The following is a 17074-nucleotide window of genomic DNA, read 5'->3' on the forward strand; positions in this document are numbered from 1 at the left end:
CAGAAATTTGAAAAAATTGTGTGTATATTAATAAAAAAAACTGCAACCGAAATTGATTGCAGCTTTCAAGAAAAGTATTCCAATGAAAATTATACCGCAAAACTTTCGCCACAGGCACAGCTTCTGCTGGCATTAGGATTATTAAAATGAAAACCTTTACCGTTCAATCCGTCTGAATATTCCAATACCGTATTCACTAAATATAAAAAACTTTTAATATCTGTTACAATTTTCAGGCCATTGTCTTCAAAAATCTGATCACCAGGTTTAATTTCATTATCAAAATCCATTTTATAACTTAAACCGGAACAGCCGCCCCCCACTACACCTACTCTTAAAAAATAAGAAGCATTATCTGCTTTGCCCGATTCTTTCATTAATTCATATACTTTTTCACGTGCTTTTTCACTTACATGAATTGCATTATCATTTGCTACCATTGTTGAAACCATTTAAATATTATTGCAAATTTAATTAAAGATTGTTGAATTGGTGGCGTCCATTTTTTAATAATCAGTTCCGGCCTTTAGGCAAAATTTGTGCTTTATGATTAAAGCCAACCTGTTGAACATTGATAGGCTACAGATAGTTCGTCAAGATTGATTCCTGAATCATGATCACCCCGGCTTCTATTGAGCATTTGAATTTTTTTTGAAAAGAGGTGCATTATTACAACATTTTGTTAAACCCCTCCCTATAACAACATTGCATTGATTGAATATTTCTTTACAATTAAGTCATTTCCCTAAGTTTCTGAACAGTTAAGGCAATTTGTTCAATGGCGTAATCAATTTCTTCTTCAGTTGTAAACCTGCTTAAACTAAAACGCATGGAGCTGTGTGCCAAATCATCGCTCAAACCCAATGCTTTTAAAACATAACTGGGTTCTAAAGAGGCAGAGGTACAAGCTGAACCGGAACTTATTGCCATATTTTTATTAAAACCCATGAGCAGGCCTTCTCCTTCCACATATTTGAAAGAAATATTACAAACATGGGGCAAACGATGCGTTGTATTTCCATTCACAGCAACCACTTCTAACTGCAGTAAGGCCTGTTCCAGTTTATCTCTTAACCGGCTGATTCTGGCAGCATCTTCAAACATTTCCAAACGGCACAATTCACAAGCCTTTCCAAATCCTACAATACCTGGCACATTCAGTGTGCCGCTGCGCATTCCATGCTCATGACCACCTCCATCCATTTGTGCAATTAATTTTACCCTCGGATTTTTTCTTCGAATGTATAATGCACCAACGCCTTTCGGACCGTACATTTTATGTGCACTAAACGCCATAATATCTATACCATCTTTTACAACATCCACCGGAATTTTGCCTACTGCCTGAGTAGCATCGGTAAAAAATAAAACGCCATGTTTTTTAGCAATGGCACTTATTTCTTTAATGGGTTGAATGACGCCAATTTCATTATTGGCATACATAATGGCAATAAGTATGGTAGTTGGTTTTATGGCTGCTTCTAATTCCTCTAAATTAATCAATCCATCCACTTTAACCTGTAAATACGTTACTTCAGCACCCTGTTTCTCCAAATGTTTACAGGTATCTAAAACTGCTTTGTGTTCAGTATTCAAGGTAATAATGTGGTTCCCTCTTCCGGCAAACACTTCTACGATGCCCTTTAAGGCCAAATTGTCACTTTCAGTAGCACCTGAAGTGAAGATGATTTCTTTCGGTTCAGCTCCAATTAATTTTGCTACTTGTTCTCTGGCGTACTCAACTGCCTCTGCAGCTTCCCATCCAAAAGCATGATTCCTGCTGGCTGCATTGCCGAAATGTTGGGTAAAATAGGGTAACATGGCTTCCAACACTCTTGGATCCATTGGCGTAGTAGCATTATTATCTAAATAAACAGGCAACTTCAACATACATCTAATTTTTTTACTACTTACTAACAACACAAATTTACTGCATTAGGTTCTTTAAATTTACTTTTCATAATGCAAACAGGCATTCAATTGCCATGTTTGGTAAAATGATTGGATATGCATAAAATTGAACACATTGGCATAGCAGTGCAAAATTTAGAAAATGCCATTGAAAAATATGAAATACTGCTAAATACTCCCTGCTATAAAACTGAAATGATAAACAGTGAACAAGTGAATACTGCTTTTTTTAGCGTTGGCGATTCAAAAATAGAGTTACTGGCAAGTTTAGATACAGAAGGGGTTATTCCAAAATTTATTGCCAAAAGAGGTGAAGGTTTGCATCATATTGCTTTTGAAGTAACCGATATTGAAAAAGAAATAGAACGGTTGAAACAGGCTGGTTTTTCTTTTATTAATGAAGTACCTAAAATAGGAGCAGACAATAAATTGGTTTGTTTTATACACCCTAAAACTGCCAACGGTGTTTTAATTGAACTTTGTCAGGAAATTAAAAGCTGATTATTGGTTGATTTTTCAATGTAACAGTTACTTGATTACCGGGTTGCAGTGTGGTATGTTGCTCCATTACTTTTAAATCGCCGGCCTGCGATGTATGCACAACTATCATATCATAACTTCCCAAAAACTGCACCTCTTTTACGGTTCCTGTAATCAGCCCATTTGAATGGGGATGTAATTCTATTTGATGAGGCCTTAATATAAAATTGTCTGTAGATTGGGCATTCGTGCTTTGCAGCGCTAACAACGCAGCCATCGATGCAGGTATTATATTAAAATCGCCAAATAGGCCTGCAGAATAGGTATTTACAGGATGATAATAAATTTCATGAGGTGATCCTTGCTGAATAATATGTCCATTTTCTAAAATAACGATGGTATCTACCCAAGGTAGTGTATCCATGGGATCGTGAGAGGCCATTATGAAATTCAATTCCTGATTTTGGGCAATTTCAGCTAATACTGTTTTTAATATTTGTTTGTGATCAAAATCAAGATTTGAAAATGGCTCATCTAAAATGATGAGTTGGGGTTGCATAATTAATAAACGAGCCAATGCCACTCTTTGTCTTTCACCACCGGAAACTTCATTGGTTTTACGATGCAATAGGTGTTCAATTCTGCAGATAGCAAATAATGTTTCAGCAGCCTGTTTTTCAAGTTGATTATTATAATCGAGTATTTCAGCTATGGTATAATTATTCCACAATTCAAAATGCTGCGACAGGAAGGCAATTCCCTTATGCCCCGGCAATAATTGTTCATCCGGGCCTTTTACTTTATTGCCTTTAAAGTAAACATTACCCGCATCGGGTTGTTCCCATCCTGCAATAATTTTTAGTAAAGTTGTTTTACCTGCTCCCGAAGCACCGGACAATGCAATTTTTTGATGATGTTTTTGTTCAAAATTAATATCCTGCAATATCCAATGATCATTATTCTGATTGTACCGTTTGCTAATTTTTTCTACCTGTAAAAACATTATTCAATTTTTTTAATCAGCATTGAAAACTGTATCAGATGAAAAAATAAGGAGAATAGAAGCATTAAAAATAGCCGTAATATTATTATATCAAAGGCCTAATTTTTCAATGGCCGATTGTGCTGCAATCTGGCTGGCATCTTTTTTATTGAAGCCTTTGCCTTTCGCTAAAATTTCACCATCTAATACTGCATTAATGGTAAATACCCTTCTGCCTGCTTCTAATTTTTCTTCCAACAGTTCAAAATTGAGCATTTTGCCATTTCTGTTGGCCCATCCTATTAATTTGTTTTTTAAATTAATATCTATTAATTCCAGGTCTTCAATAAACATGTGGGGAATTAAAATTTGGCGAATAACCCATTGCCGGGTTTTTTCATACCCTTTATCTAAATAAATGGCACCGGTAATAGCTTCTAAAGTATTGCCAAAAATCTGGCTGCTTTTCAGCGAACCATCAAACTTATTAAAGCGGGTAATACGCTTTAAACCCATTTTTACAGCAATATCATTGAGTTGCTGACGATTCACCATTTTACTGCGCATCTCTGTTAAAAATCCCTCACCTTTATAGGGATATCGTTTAAAGAGATAATCTGCAACTATGGCGCTTAATACCGCATCACCCAGGTATTCTAATCTTTCATTATTTTCTTCAGGGGTATCTTTTACCGAACGGTGGCTTAATGCAATTTTATATAGCGATATTTTACCGGGTTTAATACCCAGCACATTTTTTAACTCTTTTTCGAAGGCTGCTTTAGACGAACTGAAAATTTTAGGTAGCATTTGCACAGCGTTAAGCTACATATTTTTTTACAATTACACAGGCATTATGTCCGCCAAAACCAAAAGTATTGCTTAATGCCGCATTAATGGTTCTGGTTTGTGCCTTATTAAAAGTAAAATTAAGCTTAGAATCTAAGTCAGGGTCGTCAGTAAAATGATTAATGGTAGGAGGAACAATATCGTGCACCACGCTTTTTATGCAAGCAATGGCTTCTATCACACCGGCAGCGCCGAGACAATGTCCGGTCATTGATTTTGTAGCACTGATATTTAAATCATAAGCATGTTGGCCAAATACATTTACAATGGCTTTTACTTCGGCAATATCACCTAAAGGTGTAGAAGTACCATGGGTGTTGATGTAATCAATATCTTCCGGTTGCATGCCTGCATCTTCTAAAGCCACACGCATTACATTTTGTGCACCCAGTCCATCCGGATGTGGGGCTGTAATATGATAAGCATCGGCAGTAGCGCCACCACCGGCAATTTCGCAGTATATTTTTGCTCCGCGGGCCAGTGCATGTTCCAATGTTTCTAAAATTACCACACCTGAGGCTTCACCCATTACAAAACCATCACGGTATTTATCATATGGTCGGCTTGCGGTAGTGGGATCATCGTTTCTTTCGCTCATGGCCTTCATGGCATTAAATCCGCCAACACCGGCTTCGCTGATAACAGCTTCACTTCCTCCACTAACGATGATATCTGCTTTTCCTAAACGGAGTAAATTATAAGCTTCTATCATAGCATTGGTACTACTGGCACAAGCGCTAACCACAGCGAAATTGGGGCCACGCAAATTATGGCGCATAGATATTTGCCCAGCGGCAATATCTAAAATCATTTTCGGGATGAAAAAGGGATTGAAGCGAGGCGTACCATCGCCTTTGGCAAATTCCATTACTTCCTGTTGAAAAGTGATTAAACCGCCAATACCACTGGCAAATACCACACCAACCCTATCGGGATTAATATTTTCTTTATTTAAACCGGCATCGGCCATTGCCTGATCGCTGGCAACGAGTGCAAATTGTGTAAAACGGTCAATTTTCCGGGCCTCTTTTCTATCCATAAACTGAACGGGATCAAAACCTTTTACCTCGCAGGCAAATTGCGTTCTGAACTTAGAGGCATCAAACTGGGTAATAGGAGCAGCCCCGGAAACACCTTTTACAAGATTTTCCCAATAATCAGCTACAGTATTACCTAAGGGCGTAATAGCGCCCAATCCGGTTACAACAACGCGTTTTAATTGCATAGTTAAAGGACCTGTGTTTAAGTGATAATCCGCCTATCCGTGGCTAGAAGCCTAAGAAAGGCGGATTCATTATTCCATCAATGGAGTAAAAGCTTATTTGGCATGTTCTTCCAGATAAGTAATTGCCTGGCCAACGGTGGTAATGGTTTCAGCCTGCTCATCAGGAATAGAAATGTTGAATTCTTTTTCAAATTCCATGATTAATTCAACGGTATCCAAAGAATCGGCACCGAGATCGTTAGTAAATGAAGCCTCATTGGTTACTTCTGCTTCATCAACACCTAACTTGTCGACAATGATTTTCTTTACTCTTGTTGCGATGTCTGACATTGTAATAAGTTTTGTTACAGGCGCAAAAATATACTTTTTGACAAAACTCCAATGTTTTCTGTCAATTTTGTTTTAACAAGTTTTTTAAACAGTTTAATAACATTATTTTGTTTGGCACTTTTTTCGGGTATTTTAAAAATGATTTTTACCTTGTAAAAAATTATACAGAATGGCAATTAGGATAATAGATTACGGCACTGACGATTACCAGAAAATGGTAGATTTGCGTTACCAGATTTTACGCAAACCACTTGGGCTTCAATTTAACCAGGTAGAGCTGGAAGAAGAAAAAAATGATATTTTAATTGGCTGTTTTGATGAGGATAAATTAGAAGGATGTTGTATATTAACTCCTTTAGATAATAAAAAGGTTCGTTTACGCCAAATGGCCGTCATTGATGGGTTACAGGGCAAAGGTATTGGCCGTTCTTTAATGAATTATGCAGAAAATATAGCCAGAGATATGGGCTATGATGTGTTGTGCATGCATGCCCGTAAAACGGCTGTTGGGTTTTATGAAAAATTAGGCTATCAAATTGCTTCCCCTGAATTTAACGAAGTAAATATTCCGCATTATATGATGAAAAAAAATTTGAGATAAAGAAATTTGCTTTTTTTAGGAAGGAATATGTAATTTAAACAGTTCCCTTATTTGTTTTTTATTTTCATCTTCCATGCCTTCTTTGGGAATTAAAAAAAATGATTTTGCATTAAAATAAAGATGAAAAAAATGGGGACTTTCCATGTATTTTGCAAAATCAGCCCATTTCCAATGGGCTTCTCCCCATTCATTTTCTAAAAAAATCTTATCATCGGTAAACCGGATGATGAATTGATCAGTAAACGTTTTTATACTTCTTTTATAAATGGAATAGGGCAAAATATACCAAACGGCTATCAACATTAATAACCAGATCAATGAGCCTAAAACAAAAGGTTCAGGCCGTATTTTTTTAAAAAAGAAAAGAATGGCGGCTAAAATTGCATACAAATTTACCAGAATAATCATGAATTTAATTTCCTGGCGGGCAAAAAAGTGGTAGCGTAGTGCCTGAATTACTTTTTTCTTATTATAGGAAAAGCTGTATTGCATCATAAGTTAAAATGTAAAAGTATAAAAGTAAAAGTTTAATTGCAGCGATGCATGAACGCATAAAAAAACAACCTGTACTTTTAGGTAACAGGTTGTAATTGTAAAAAAAAGTATAATAACTGTTTTCAGATTTAACTGCACCCCATGCTGTTTCCGCAATTTAAACATTTATAGCATGTGCCGCTGCGTACAGTAATATGTCCACAGGTATTGCAGGCTGGTGCATCACTTTGCATATTTTTGGCTGCGGCATTCACCATGTCCAATCCACTGTTTACTTTTGCAGACGAACCGGCGCTTTTTTGTGTAGTGGTATGGCTTCCGGATCCTGCAGTTACTCTTATATTGCTTAATTCAGGCTTTCCCAAATAAGATAACTCAGTTTCCTGTACACCTGTATTTTCAACTTCAGGTTTATTTAAAACATGTACCAGATCAGTTCTTCCCAAATAGTCAAAAGCCAATGCACGAAATACAAAATCAACTAAAGAGGTGGTGGTTTTAATGTTGGGATGGTCTACCATTCCGGAAGGTTCAAACTTGGTAAATACAAATTTTTCTACAAACTCTTCTAATGGAACCCCGTATTGCAAGCCAACTGAAACGGCAATAGCAAAGCAGTTCATTAAACTTCTTAAAGTAGAGCCTTCTTTGGCCAAATCAATAAATATTTCGCCAAGGGTGCCATCAGTATATTCTCCGGTTCGCAAAAAGATAACCTGGCCGCCAACTTTTGCTTTTTGGGTATATCCACGCCTTTTTGCAGGCAATGATTTGCGCTCTACAATTCTTGATAAAGCTCTCTTTAATTGAGTGTCGGTAGATGCATTCATTCTTCTGGTTACTTCCTCTAACAACTCATCAACCGTTAATTGACTTAAATCGACAATAGAAGCATCAACAGGTATTTTTACTGATTCAGTAACCGCCGCTTTAGTTTGTGTTTGGCCAGCTTCGTCGGTTGTTTTTTTCTTCTTGTCTGATTTGTTGCTTAACGGTTGAGAGAGTTTAGAGCCATCCCTATATAAAGCACACGCTTTTAAACCTAATTTCCAGCTTAAATAATAAGCTTCTTCAATCTCTTCCACTTTTGCCTCATGTGGCAGATTAATGGTTTTTGAAATGGCACCACTTAAAAAGGGCTGACAAGCTGCCATCATTTTAATATGGCCATGTGCATGGATATAACGTTCCCCTTTCTTTCCGCATTTATTGGCACAATCAAATACCGGCAAATGTTCCGGCTTTAAGTGTGGTGCACCTTCAACAGTCATGGTTCCACATACATAATCGTTGGCTGCTTCAATTTCATCATCTGTAAAGCCCAATGCTTCCAGCATATTAAAATCCCAGCTACTGTATTCTTCTTCTTTAAAACCTAACCGTTGCATACAGGCATCGCCTAATGCAAAGCGATTGAAAAGAAATCCAATTTCAAAAGCTGATTTTGCAGCCTGATTAATTTTGGCAATTTCTTCTTGTATAAACCCTTTGGCAGCCAGTGTAGTATTATTAATAAAGGGTGCTCCTTCAAAACTGGCGGTTCCTACTGCATAATTTTCAATATCTTTTATTTGAGCGTCAGTATATCCTAAATTTTTCAGTGCATTGGGAACTGCCTGGTTAATAATTTTGAAATAACCCCCGCCACTTAACTTTTTAAATTTTACCAATGCAAAATCGGGTTCTACGCCGGTTGTATCACAATCCATAATTAAGCCAATGGTGCCGGTAGGGGCAATTACGGTAGTTTGAGCATTCCGGTACCCATATTTTTCGCCAAGTTGTACTGCATCATCCCAGGCTTTGGTTGCTGCTTTCAGCAAATAATCCGGGCAATATTTGGCTTTTATTCCTACCGGTTTAATTTGCAAACCGATATAAGCCTCTTCGGCATCATAAGCCGCTGCACGGTGGTTGCGCATTACCCGAAGCATATCAGCTTTATTCTCTTCAAATTTTCTGAAAGGGCCTAAAAAGGCAGCCATTTCTCCAGAGGTTTTATAGGCAGTACCTGTCATGATGGCTGTAACTGCACCGGCAATACCACGGGCATCTTCACTATCATAAGGAATGCCGCTTAACATTAATATGGTTCCTAAATTGGCAAAACCCAAACCCAGTGTTCTGTAATCGTATGATAATTGTGCCACCTCCTTGGATGGAAATTGAGCCATTAACACAGAAATTTCCAAAACAGCAGTCCATAAACGACTAATATATTCTATGCCTTCTACATCAATCGTATTATTTGCTTCATTAAAAAATTTGCGGAGATTAATGGAAGCCAGATTACAGGCAGTATTATCTAAAAACATGTATTCACTACATGGATTAGAGGCATTTATGCGCCCACCCTGTGGACAAGTATGCCACTCATTAATGGTAGTATCAAACTGGGTACCGGGATCGGCACAACGCCAGGCAGCATAAGCAATATTGTTCCAAACTTCTCTTGCCGGAATGGTTTTCATTACCCGGCCATCGGTACGGGCTTTCAGTTCCCAGTTTTCATTTTTTTCTAGTTTTTCAAAAAAGCTGTTGGGTATACGTACTGAATTATTAGAATTTTGACCTGAAACGGTTAAATAGGCTTCTCCTTCATAATTGGAATCATAACCTGCTGCTATGAGTGCCGCCACTTTATTTTCTTCTTCCACCTTCCAGTTAATAAATTTCATGATTTCCGGATGGTCTAAATCAAGACACACCATTTTTGCAGCCCTGCGGGTAGTACCGCCTGATTTAATGGCACCTGCAGCCCGATCGCCAATTTTCAAAAAACTCATCAACCCACTTGAAGTTCCTCCGCCGCTTAATTTTTCACCTTCACCACGTATTTGTGAAAAATTGGTACCTACACCGCTGCCATATTTAAAAATACGTGCTTCACGTACCCATAAATCCATAATTCCACCCTCATTCACTAAGTCATCTTTAACAGATAAAATGAAACAGGCATGAGGCTGTGGCCTTTCATATGCATTTTGCGATTTTTTTAAAGTTCCGTCTTTGGGATCAACATAATAGTGCCCTTGCGGTTTACCGGTAATACCATAACTTTCAAACAAACCGGTATTAAACCATTGTGGCGAATTGGGTACACATGACTGATTTAGGATACTGAATACTAGCTCATCATAAAACACCTGTGCATCCTGTTCAGAAACAAAATAATTGTAGCGTTGGCCCCATACTTTCCAGCAATTGGCCATACGATGCGCCACCTGCTTAACAGAAGTTTCACGACCGGTGGTTCCATCGGGTTGGGGTACGCCTGCTTTTCTAAAATATTTTTGTGCTAAAATATCGGTTGCAATTTGGCTCCATTGCTTTGGCACTTCTACATTGTTCATTTCAAAAACCACTTCGCCATTAGGATTTTTAATGATGCTGGTTCTGTAATCGTATTCAAACAAATCAAATGGACTGATACCTTCTTTGGTATAGCGGCGTTTAAATTGTAAGCCTTTGTTTTTAGATGCGGGTGCCATGAGCCTTTAGTTTAGTAATGCAGTGAATGATGTTTTTTACAGGATATCCTGTTACGGATAGCGGTTAACGAAAATATCTTTTCATAATTAAAAAACCTTATTGTAAATATTAACAGATTGTGGAAAAACCTTGTTAAAAAGTTGCAGATTCAAGGCCTGTTTGCATTTCAAAAAATATTAACACATGTAGATAATATTTTGAAAATAAATGCTTGCCGTTTCAAACAAAATTCCTATTATTAATGTGTATAAAATGATACTATTGTTTCATATGTGCGCATCCATGCAAAACATTCACACGTATATTTCACGTATATTTAAAGTGCTTACAAACATTTTCACACAATATGTCCAATTAAACAACCATTATTTATGATTGAAAAATTACATCAAAAGCAGCTAAATTCGGGTTTAAACCATCTAAATAATTGCTAATTATTTTATTGTTGTAGTTCAAAAAAAGGTAGAGAAAAGGAGCAACATAAACAATTTGCAGATTTTTTTTATCCATAAAAAACCATTATTTCATGGTTTTACACCAGATACTTATTAATTTAAGCGAATAAAACAAAAAGTTTTTGCATTTTTGCAATAAGTCAGTCACTTACAATTTTTTGCATGAAGCAAACCTTGTATCATCAGATTACGGAAAAAAAGCAGACAGGTAAAAAATCTTTTGCTGTATTAATTGATCCTGATAAGGTAAATCATTCCTCTATCGAGCAATTGGTGCAGCTATCAGTGAATGCCCATGTTGATTATTTTTTGGTGGGTGGAAGTTTGGTCATTTCAAACCATTTAGATGAATGTATTCGGCAAATTAAAGCCGCTTGTACTATTCCTGTTTTATTATTTCCGGGTTCACCTTCACAGGTTAGTAAATATGCCGATGCACTGTTGTATCTGTCGTTAATTTCGGGAAGAAATCCTGAATTATTGATTGGGCAGCATGTAGTAAGCGCTCCATTTGTGAAGAAAAGCGGATTAGAAATTATACCTACCGGTTATATGGTGATTGATGGTGGCGCACCCACTACCGTATCGTATATTTCGAATGCCACCCCCATCCCATCCGACAAAAATGATATTGCCATGTGTACGGCTATGGCCGGAGAGATGCTGGGCATGAAACTCATTTACATGGATGCCGGAAGTGGTGCCAAACGCCCAATAACCGAAACCATGATTGCATTGGTAGCACAACATATAGAAGTGCCTTTAATTATTGGAGGTGGCATTACAGATGCTGAAAAGGCCTATTTAAACTGTAAAGCCGGAGCTGACATAATTGTTGTAGGTAATGCTATTGAAAAAGATGCATCGCTTATTAAAGAATTAAGCGATGCTATTCATTCTGTTCCTATTAAAATTTAGCGCAACTGTGTTGTATCTACCCTGGTTGGGGTATCTTTTCCATTTACAATAGATTGTGCACTGAGTGCAATGGCTCTGATAATAGCCGTCATATTATTTAAGTTAAGCGTTTGCACCTCATCGCTGGGTTTATGGTAGTTGGGCTCATTATCCATTTTTGAAGTAGATATAGTGTGCGCAGGTACTCCTTTTTTAGCCAAAGTGGCATTATCGGAGCGATAAAATAAATTTTGTTCGGTATATGGGTCCGGATAAAATGTAAACGGTGTTCCTCTTAAATTGCGTTGCATGATTTGCCCCATATCGGTTTTATCATATCCGGTAATATAAGCACTATTGGTACCCCATTTACTTTCGGTTCCAATCATTTCAATATTAAACATGGCTTTCACCGCATCGGGATTGAATTGCTCTGAAAAATAAGCTGAACCATATTCACCAATTTCTTCTGCAGTAAAAGCTGCAAAAACCAAGGTTCTTGCATTATTATTTAAATGTGCATAATATTTGGCCAACATAATTACGGCTGTTGTTCCGGCAGCATCATCATTGGCACCGTTATACAACGAATCGCCATTTACAGGTTTACCAATACCTAAATGATCGTAATGGCCCGAGAAAATAACATATTCATTCGGCAATTTTTTTCCGGGTATTATACCTACAATATTGCTTAAAGGCATTTCTGTAAAAGTTTGCTGTGCCTTTAATTGGAAATGTTCCGGATGGGTTTGTGCTGTTAAAACAAAAATGGCAGAAGCTGCATTTTGTAGAAACTGACGCGAAAAATAAGATAACCTTGGAAAATATTTTGTAAATGCCGTATCAATAAAAATGATTTGATTGTGATTGGATTGTAGCAATTCTAATAAATGCGTGAAGAAATCACTACCGGCAGGTATAGTAACTTGGGTATAGCCGGAATTTTCATTGATGTCAAGGTTTTTTTCCTGAGAACGAATGATAAATTGATTGGCAGGAATTCCCTTCCCATCTATCTGCAAACTGGCAGTACTGTGTTCAGGTTTTAGCATCATAAAATTTTGACGATAGGTACCACCCGCTATTAGTGGTTGCAAACCCGCTTTCTTAAATTCATCTATTATAAAACCGGCAGCTTTTTCAATACCAGGTGTAAACACCCTTCGGCCCTGCATATCATCGGCAGCCAGTATATTTTCAATACGTGTTACTTCTTTTTCGGTAATTATTTTTTCAAGAGCAGTTTGTGCGTGAACAACCAGTATTCCTGCAGTTAAAACCAACAATAAAATTGTTTTGAGAAAGCGCATATTTGTATTTGTTATGATGTTTGTATTGAAATAAGCAACTGCATAAAACAGGTTATTGGGCAATAAGCTTGTTTTGTACAAAAAATGGATGGTTGAAGTAATTCCACAAATAAATTTACAGGCTCATCATTTCCTTGAACTTAACGGTTTGCCGCCTGCTCACTTCTACTTTTTCACCTCCTTTTAAATCAATTAGCAAGCCTCCGTTAAAGTAAGGTTCAATTTTTTCAATCCAGCGTAAATTAATAATGTGTTTACGATTGGCACGAAAAAACATTTTGTCATCTAACCTGTCTTCTAATGCATTGAGCGATTTTAAAATAAGTGGTTTATTGCTGCCAAAATACACTTTGGCATAGTTACCCACACTTTCAAACAAACGAATTTCGCCTAGTTTTACAAACCAGCACCGTTCCCCATCTTTTACAAAAACTTGATCATTTTCAGTGAGTGGACCACGGTTTACCTGACCATTTAAGCCTAATTTTTCTTTAAACAATTCATCCTGCAGTTTTGCAAGGGCATCGCTAAGCCGTTTGGGTTCAATGGGTTTTAAAAGATAATCTAATGCATTTACTTCAAAAGCTTTAATGGCATATTCATCATAAGCTGTGGTAAAAATTACTTTGGGTGCTTTTTCAACCTGTTCTAATAAATCAAAACCCGTTTTTCCGGGCATTTGAATATCCAGAAAAATTAATTCCGGATTGTACAATTCAATTTTTTCAATTCCTTCATCCACGTTTGCGGCCTCTTCAATTACTTCAATATCGCTGTGGTTTTGCAATAATTTTTTTAGCTCGTTACGGGCTAATCGTTCATCATCAATAATAATTGCTTTAATGGGCATATTGTATTCTATTTAAAAATATTTCTATTTAACCTGAACCGGCAAAATTACCTTTGCCTCTACCATTTCATCAAAAATGGTATTTAACTCAAACTTAGCCTCTTTCCCATATAACAAATTTAGCCGTGTTAGTGTGCTGGTAATGCCAAAACCTTCGGTATTGTTTTCCGAATTTAAAGTTCCGGAATTTTGTACTATTAATTCATGGTGATTTTCTTTGAAATTAGAGATAATTTTTATGGTGCCACCATCTCGCTGCTGGCTGATGCCGTGTTTAATGGCATTTTCTACCAATGTTTGCAGCATCATAGGCGGAATGGGCTGATCTAAAGTATCTTCATCAATATCATATTCAACTTGCAGACGTTCTTCAAAACGGATATGTTCTAAAGCCAGATAATCTTTCACAATATTCAATTCCCGCTCAAAAGGAGCCAGTTCTAATTTTTCTGACTGCATGCTGCTTCTTAAAATATTACTCAACTCGGTAATGGCCGTTCTGGCCCGTTGTGGGTTTTCATCTACCAATGCCCTGATACTATTCAAAGCATTGAAAATAAAATGCGGATTGATATGCGATTTGATGGTTTTCAATTCCAGCTCTTTCACCAAACTTTGCAGTCGTATTTTATCTAATTCATCGCGCCTGCTTTTTTGAATATAGTGATAGGTGAAATAAATAAAATTCCAGATTAAATAAAACAAAAAAGTGGTTAATAATGCCCTTGCCACCCTGTTTCCAAAACTGTATTGTTTTAATTGAGGGAGCTCCCAGTTAAATAAACCGATGAGTGAAACAAAAACCAATGAATCCAATAAAGCAAATACCAATGCTGTAATGAGTAGCAAAAAAATTTGTTTCTGCAAATCGAACCGAATGAAATCAAATCCTTTAATCACCATGCGCATCAGGTGGGTAATCACCAATCCTAAAAACGCATCGGTAAATAAACTTTGAAAAAAGAAGGGTTGCGGTTTTGAACGGATGGCAAAGTAAAAGAAGGTCCAAACAAGTGTATAGGCACTCCAACCCAAAATCTGGCACCACCAATATGTTGATATTTTGTTTCTCATGCAGTATGAAAGTAGTCTTAAAATAAAAACCGAATATAGCGAATTTGATTAAAGGCAAAATATCGGTGCTGTTTGGTTGAACACATGATTAAAAAAACTGAACCAAAGCAATTTTATACTGTTGTATACATTTAGCTTATAAATTGCTATTTTTACTTTTAAATTTTTTTGAATGGACATAAAGCCCGGCGTTTTATTGGGAAAAATTAATTCTCCTGACGATTTAAAAAAATTAGATCGTACACAATTGCACCAGGTATGTGATGAGTTACGGCAATACATCATTGATGTGGTGAGCGTGTATGGCGGGCATTTTGCTGCCAGTTTGGGCGTTGTTGAATTATCAGTTGCCTTACATTATGTGTACAATACCCCCTACGATCAATTGGTTTGGGATGTAGGCCACCAGGCTTATGGCCATAAAATTTTAACCGGCCGTAGAGATAATTTTATTACCAACAGAAAATACAAAGGATTAAGCGGATTCCCCAAACGGTCTGAAAGCGAATACGATACATTTGGCGTAGGGCATTCCTCTACTTCTATTTCTGCCGCATTGGGTATGGCTATGGCGGCTAAATACAAAGGTGAAAACAGAAAAAATATTGCAGTAATTGGCGATGGCAGTATGACTGCGGGCATGGCTTTTGAAGCCATGAACCATGCCGGTGTTGCCGATAGTGATGTGCTCATTATTTTAAATGATAATTGCATGAGCATTGACCCCAATGTAGGTGCATTGAAAGAATATTTAACTGATATTACTACCTCGCATACTTATAACAAAATGCGGGATGAAATATGGAATATTTTGGGCAAACTACCGGCCGGTAAAAACTTTAGCCGGGATATTGCCAGTAAAATGGAAGCCGGATTGAAAGGTATGGTGAGCAAAAGCAGTAACCTGTTTGAATCGCTTAAAATACGCTATTTCGGACCCATTGACGGGCACAATATCACCAAATTGGTAGATACCCTCAAAGATATGCGTGATATACCGGGCCCCAAATTACTGCATATCATTACCGTTAAAGGCAAAGGCTATGCATTGGCTGAAAAAGACCAAACCAAATGGCACGCACCCGGTTTATTTGATAAGGTAACCGGCGAAATTTATAAAAAACACTCAGACATACCCCAACCTCCAAAATATCAGGATGTATTTGGACATACCATTATTGAATTGGCGGAACAGAATGCCAGCATAATGGGTGTTACCCCTGCTATGCCCAGTGGCTCATCCTTAAAATTCATGATGGAAAAAATGCCCGACCGCGCATTTGATGTAGGCATTTGTGAACAACATGCTGCTACACTCAGTGCTGGACTTGCAACACAAGGTATGCGGGTGTATTGCAATATTTATTCATCATTCATGCAAAGGGCATACGATCAGGTGGTGCATGATATTGCCATTCAAAAACTACCGGTTGTGCTGTGTTTAGACAGAGCCGGATTAGTAGGTGAAGATGGACCAACACACCATGGGTGTTATGATATTCCCTACTTCCGTTGTATTCCCAACATGATTATCAGTGCCCCTATGAATGAACAGGAACTGCGCAACCTAATGTACACAGCCCAATTACCATCTACCCAAATGCCATTTGTAATACGATACCCCAGAGGTGAGGGTGTAATGCCTAACTGGAAAACACCGTTTGAGGCAATTACCATTGGTAAAGGAAGAAAATTAAAAGATGGAAAAACTTTGGCTATACTTTCTATTGGTCATCCGGGTAATTTTGTTCAGGCCGCTATTCGACAATTGAGAACTGAAGGCATTGATCCTGCACATTACGATTTACGTTTTGTAAAACCTATTGATGCAGATTTACTTCATGAAGTTTTTCAACGTTACCAAAAAATAGTTACAGTAGAAGATGGTGCTATAACCGGTGGCTTTGGAAGTGCTGTGTTGGAATTTATGGCCGACAATCATTACAATGCAACCGTTGTTCGCTTGGGAATACCCGACAGATTAGTTGAACATGGAACTTTAAAAGAGTTGCACAAAGAGTGTGGTTACGATGCAGAAGGTATAGCCATTGCTGCAAGAAATTTGTTGCATGAAAAAGTGTCTGTACGTGTAATGCAATAATTGCAAACCGGAATGTGCA

15 protein-coding genes are annotated in these 17074 nt (G+C 37.4%); 4 read left to right on the forward strand and 11 right to left on the reverse strand.

The annotated features are described in order from the left end of the window. Positions 1-89 precede the first annotated feature (89 nt). Both JK139_RS02265 and JK139_RS02270 read right to left on the reverse strand, forming a co-directional pair. The gene (locus JK139_RS02265) at positions 90-440 is read right to left on the reverse strand and encodes a HesB/IscA family protein (protein ID WP_074418178.1); all 351 of its coding nucleotides are present in this window, start codon (positions 438-440) and stop codon (positions 90-92) included. A 292-nt stretch (positions 441-732) separates the two neighbouring features. Further along, positions 733-1890, reverse strand: coding sequence for an IscS subfamily cysteine desulfurase (locus JK139_RS02270; protein WP_287100789.1), 1158 nt, complete (start codon positions 1888-1890; stop codon positions 733-735). Positions 1891-2007: 117 nt separating this feature from the next. On the opposite strand from JK139_RS02270, the gene mce reads away from it, so the two are divergent. After that, a complete protein-coding gene (gene mce, locus JK139_RS02275) occupies positions 2008-2412 on the forward strand; it encodes a methylmalonyl-CoA epimerase (RefSeq protein WP_074418179.1) in 405 nt (134 codons plus the stop codon). Here mce and JK139_RS02280 read toward each other — a convergent pair. The 4 genes from JK139_RS02280 to JK139_RS02295 all read right to left on the reverse strand — a co-directional run bounded on the left by JK139_RS02280 (position 2402) and on the right by JK139_RS02295 (position 5777). Continuing rightward, positions 2402-3394, reverse strand: a complete 993-nt coding sequence (locus JK139_RS02280) for an ABC transporter ATP-binding protein (RefSeq protein ID WP_074418180.1) — start codon at positions 3392-3394, stop codon at positions 2402-2404. The genes mce and JK139_RS02280 overlap by 11 nt on opposite strands. Before the next feature lie 90 nt (positions 3395-3484). Beyond that, the gene (rnc, locus tag JK139_RS02285) at positions 3485-4183 is read right to left on the reverse strand and encodes a ribonuclease III (protein ID WP_074418181.1); all 699 of its coding nucleotides are present in this window, start codon (positions 4181-4183) and stop codon (positions 3485-3487) included. Between the two features lie 10 nt (positions 4184-4193). Then, positions 4194-5447: a beta-ketoacyl-ACP synthase II gene (gene fabF / locus JK139_RS02290; protein ID WP_074418182.1), complete on the reverse strand. Its 1254-nt coding sequence runs from the start codon at positions 5445-5447 to the stop codon at positions 4194-4196. A 93-nt stretch (positions 5448-5540) separates the two neighbouring features. Further along, on the reverse strand, positions 5541-5777 hold the full coding sequence (locus JK139_RS02295) for an acyl carrier protein (protein WP_068244159.1): 237 nt from the start codon (positions 5775-5777) through the stop codon (positions 5541-5543). A 169-nt stretch (positions 5778-5946) separates the two neighbouring features. Here JK139_RS02295 and JK139_RS02300 point away from each other — a divergent pair, with 169 nt between their 5' ends. Then, on the forward strand, positions 5947-6378 hold the full coding sequence (locus tag JK139_RS02300) for a GNAT family N-acetyltransferase (RefSeq protein WP_074418183.1): 432 nt from the start codon (positions 5947-5949) through the stop codon (positions 6376-6378). A gap of 15 nt (positions 6379-6393) precedes the next feature. Here the strand turns inward: JK139_RS02300 and JK139_RS02305 are convergent, their stop codons facing one another. Further along, complete coding sequence (locus JK139_RS02305) at positions 6394-6873, reverse strand: YcxB family protein (RefSeq protein ID WP_228733086.1); 480 nt, start codon at positions 6871-6873, stop codon at positions 6394-6396. A gap of 128 nt (positions 6874-7001) precedes the next feature. After that, positions 7002-10364, reverse strand: a complete 3363-nt coding sequence (locus JK139_RS02310) for a vitamin B12-dependent ribonucleotide reductase (RefSeq protein WP_074418184.1) — start codon at positions 10362-10364, stop codon at positions 7002-7004. 618 nt (positions 10365-10982) lie between these two features. On the opposite strand from JK139_RS02310, the gene JK139_RS02315 reads away from it, so the two are divergent. Then, positions 10983-11738: a geranylgeranylglyceryl/heptaprenylglyceryl phosphate synthase gene (locus JK139_RS02315; RefSeq protein ID WP_074418609.1), complete on the forward strand. Its 756-nt coding sequence runs from the start codon at positions 10983-10985 to the stop codon at positions 11736-11738. On the opposite strand, the gene JK139_RS02320 is transcribed toward JK139_RS02315, so the two are convergent. From JK139_RS02320 to JK139_RS02330, 3 genes are all read right to left on the reverse strand, one after another. Continuing rightward, on the reverse strand, positions 11735-13030 hold the full coding sequence (locus JK139_RS02320) for a M28 family peptidase (RefSeq protein WP_218330487.1): 1296 nt from the start codon (positions 13028-13030) through the stop codon (positions 11735-11737). The two genes, JK139_RS02315 and JK139_RS02320, sit on opposite strands and share 4 nt — an antisense overlap. Before the next feature lie 115 nt (positions 13031-13145). Then, positions 13146-13880 (reverse strand): LytR/AlgR family response regulator transcription factor, encoded by a 735-nt coding sequence (locus JK139_RS02325; protein ID WP_074418610.1) that lies wholly within the window; start codon positions 13878-13880, stop codon positions 13146-13148. A gap of 24 nt (positions 13881-13904) precedes the next feature. Then, complete coding sequence (locus tag JK139_RS02330) at positions 13905-14954, reverse strand: sensor histidine kinase (RefSeq protein WP_075051454.1); 1050 nt, start codon at positions 14952-14954, stop codon at positions 13905-13907. A 172-nt stretch (positions 14955-15126) separates the two neighbouring features. Between JK139_RS02330 and dxs the strand changes: the two genes are divergently transcribed. After that, the gene (gene dxs / locus JK139_RS02335) at positions 15127-17055 is read left to right on the forward strand and encodes a 1-deoxy-D-xylulose-5-phosphate synthase (RefSeq protein ID WP_075051453.1); all 1929 of its coding nucleotides are present in this window, start codon (positions 15127-15129) and stop codon (positions 17053-17055) included. Positions 17056-17074 lie beyond the last annotated feature (19 nt).

Source organism: Hydrotalea lipotrueae (assembly GCF_019249625.1).
In the GTDB taxonomy this organism is placed as follows: Bacteria; Bacteroidota; Bacteroidia; order Chitinophagales; family Chitinophagaceae; genus Hydrotalea; species Hydrotalea flava.

Excerpts from the sequence above, each read along its gene's own strand:
- JK139_RS02265 (WP_074418178.1), bottom strand. The coding sequence starts at position 440 with ATGGTAGCAAATGATAATGCAATTCATGTAAGTGAAAAAGCACGTGAA.
- JK139_RS02270 (WP_287100789.1), bottom strand. The coding sequence starts at position 1,890 with ATGTTGAAGTTGCCTGTTTATTTAGATAATAATGCTACTACGCCAATG.
- mce (WP_074418179.1), top strand. The coding sequence starts at position 2,008 with ATGCATAAAATTGAACACATTGGCATAGCAGTGCAAAATTTAGAAAAT.
- JK139_RS02280 (WP_074418180.1), bottom strand. The coding sequence starts at position 3,394 with ATGTTTTTACAGGTAGAAAAAATTAGCAAACGGTACAATCAGAATAAT.
- rnc (WP_074418181.1), bottom strand. The coding sequence starts at position 4,183 with ATGCTACCTAAAATTTTCAGTTCGTCTAAAGCAGCCTTCGAAAAAGAG.
- fabF (WP_074418182.1), bottom strand. The coding sequence starts at position 5,447 with ATGCAATTAAAACGCGTTGTTGTAACCGGATTGGGCGCTATTACGCCC.
- JK139_RS02295 (WP_068244159.1), bottom strand. The coding sequence starts at position 5,777 with ATGTCAGACATCGCAACAAGAGTAAAGAAAATCATTGTCGACAAGTTA.
- JK139_RS02300 (WP_074418183.1), top strand. The coding sequence starts at position 5,947 with ATGGCAATTAGGATAATAGATTACGGCACTGACGATTACCAGAAAATG.
- JK139_RS02305 (WP_228733086.1), bottom strand. The coding sequence starts at position 6,873 with ATGATGCAATACAGCTTTTCCTATAATAAGAAAAAAGTAATTCAGGCA.
- JK139_RS02310 (WP_074418184.1), bottom strand. The coding sequence starts at position 10,364 with ATGGCACCCGCATCTAAAAACAAAGGCTTACAATTTAAACGCCGCTAT.
- JK139_RS02315 (WP_074418609.1), top strand. The coding sequence starts at position 10,983 with ATGAAGCAAACCTTGTATCATCAGATTACGGAAAAAAAGCAGACAGGT.
- JK139_RS02320 (WP_218330487.1), bottom strand. The coding sequence starts at position 13,030 with ATGCGCTTTCTCAAAACAATTTTATTGTTGGTTTTAACTGCAGGAATA.
- JK139_RS02325 (WP_074418610.1), bottom strand. The coding sequence starts at position 13,880 with ATGCCCATTAAAGCAATTATTATTGATGATGAACGATTAGCCCGTAAC.
- JK139_RS02330 (WP_075051454.1), bottom strand. The coding sequence starts at position 14,954 with ATGAGAAACAAAATATCAACATATTGGTGGTGCCAGATTTTGGGTTGG.
- dxs (WP_075051453.1), top strand. The coding sequence starts at position 15,127 with ATGGACATAAAGCCCGGCGTTTTATTGGGAAAAATTAATTCTCCTGAC.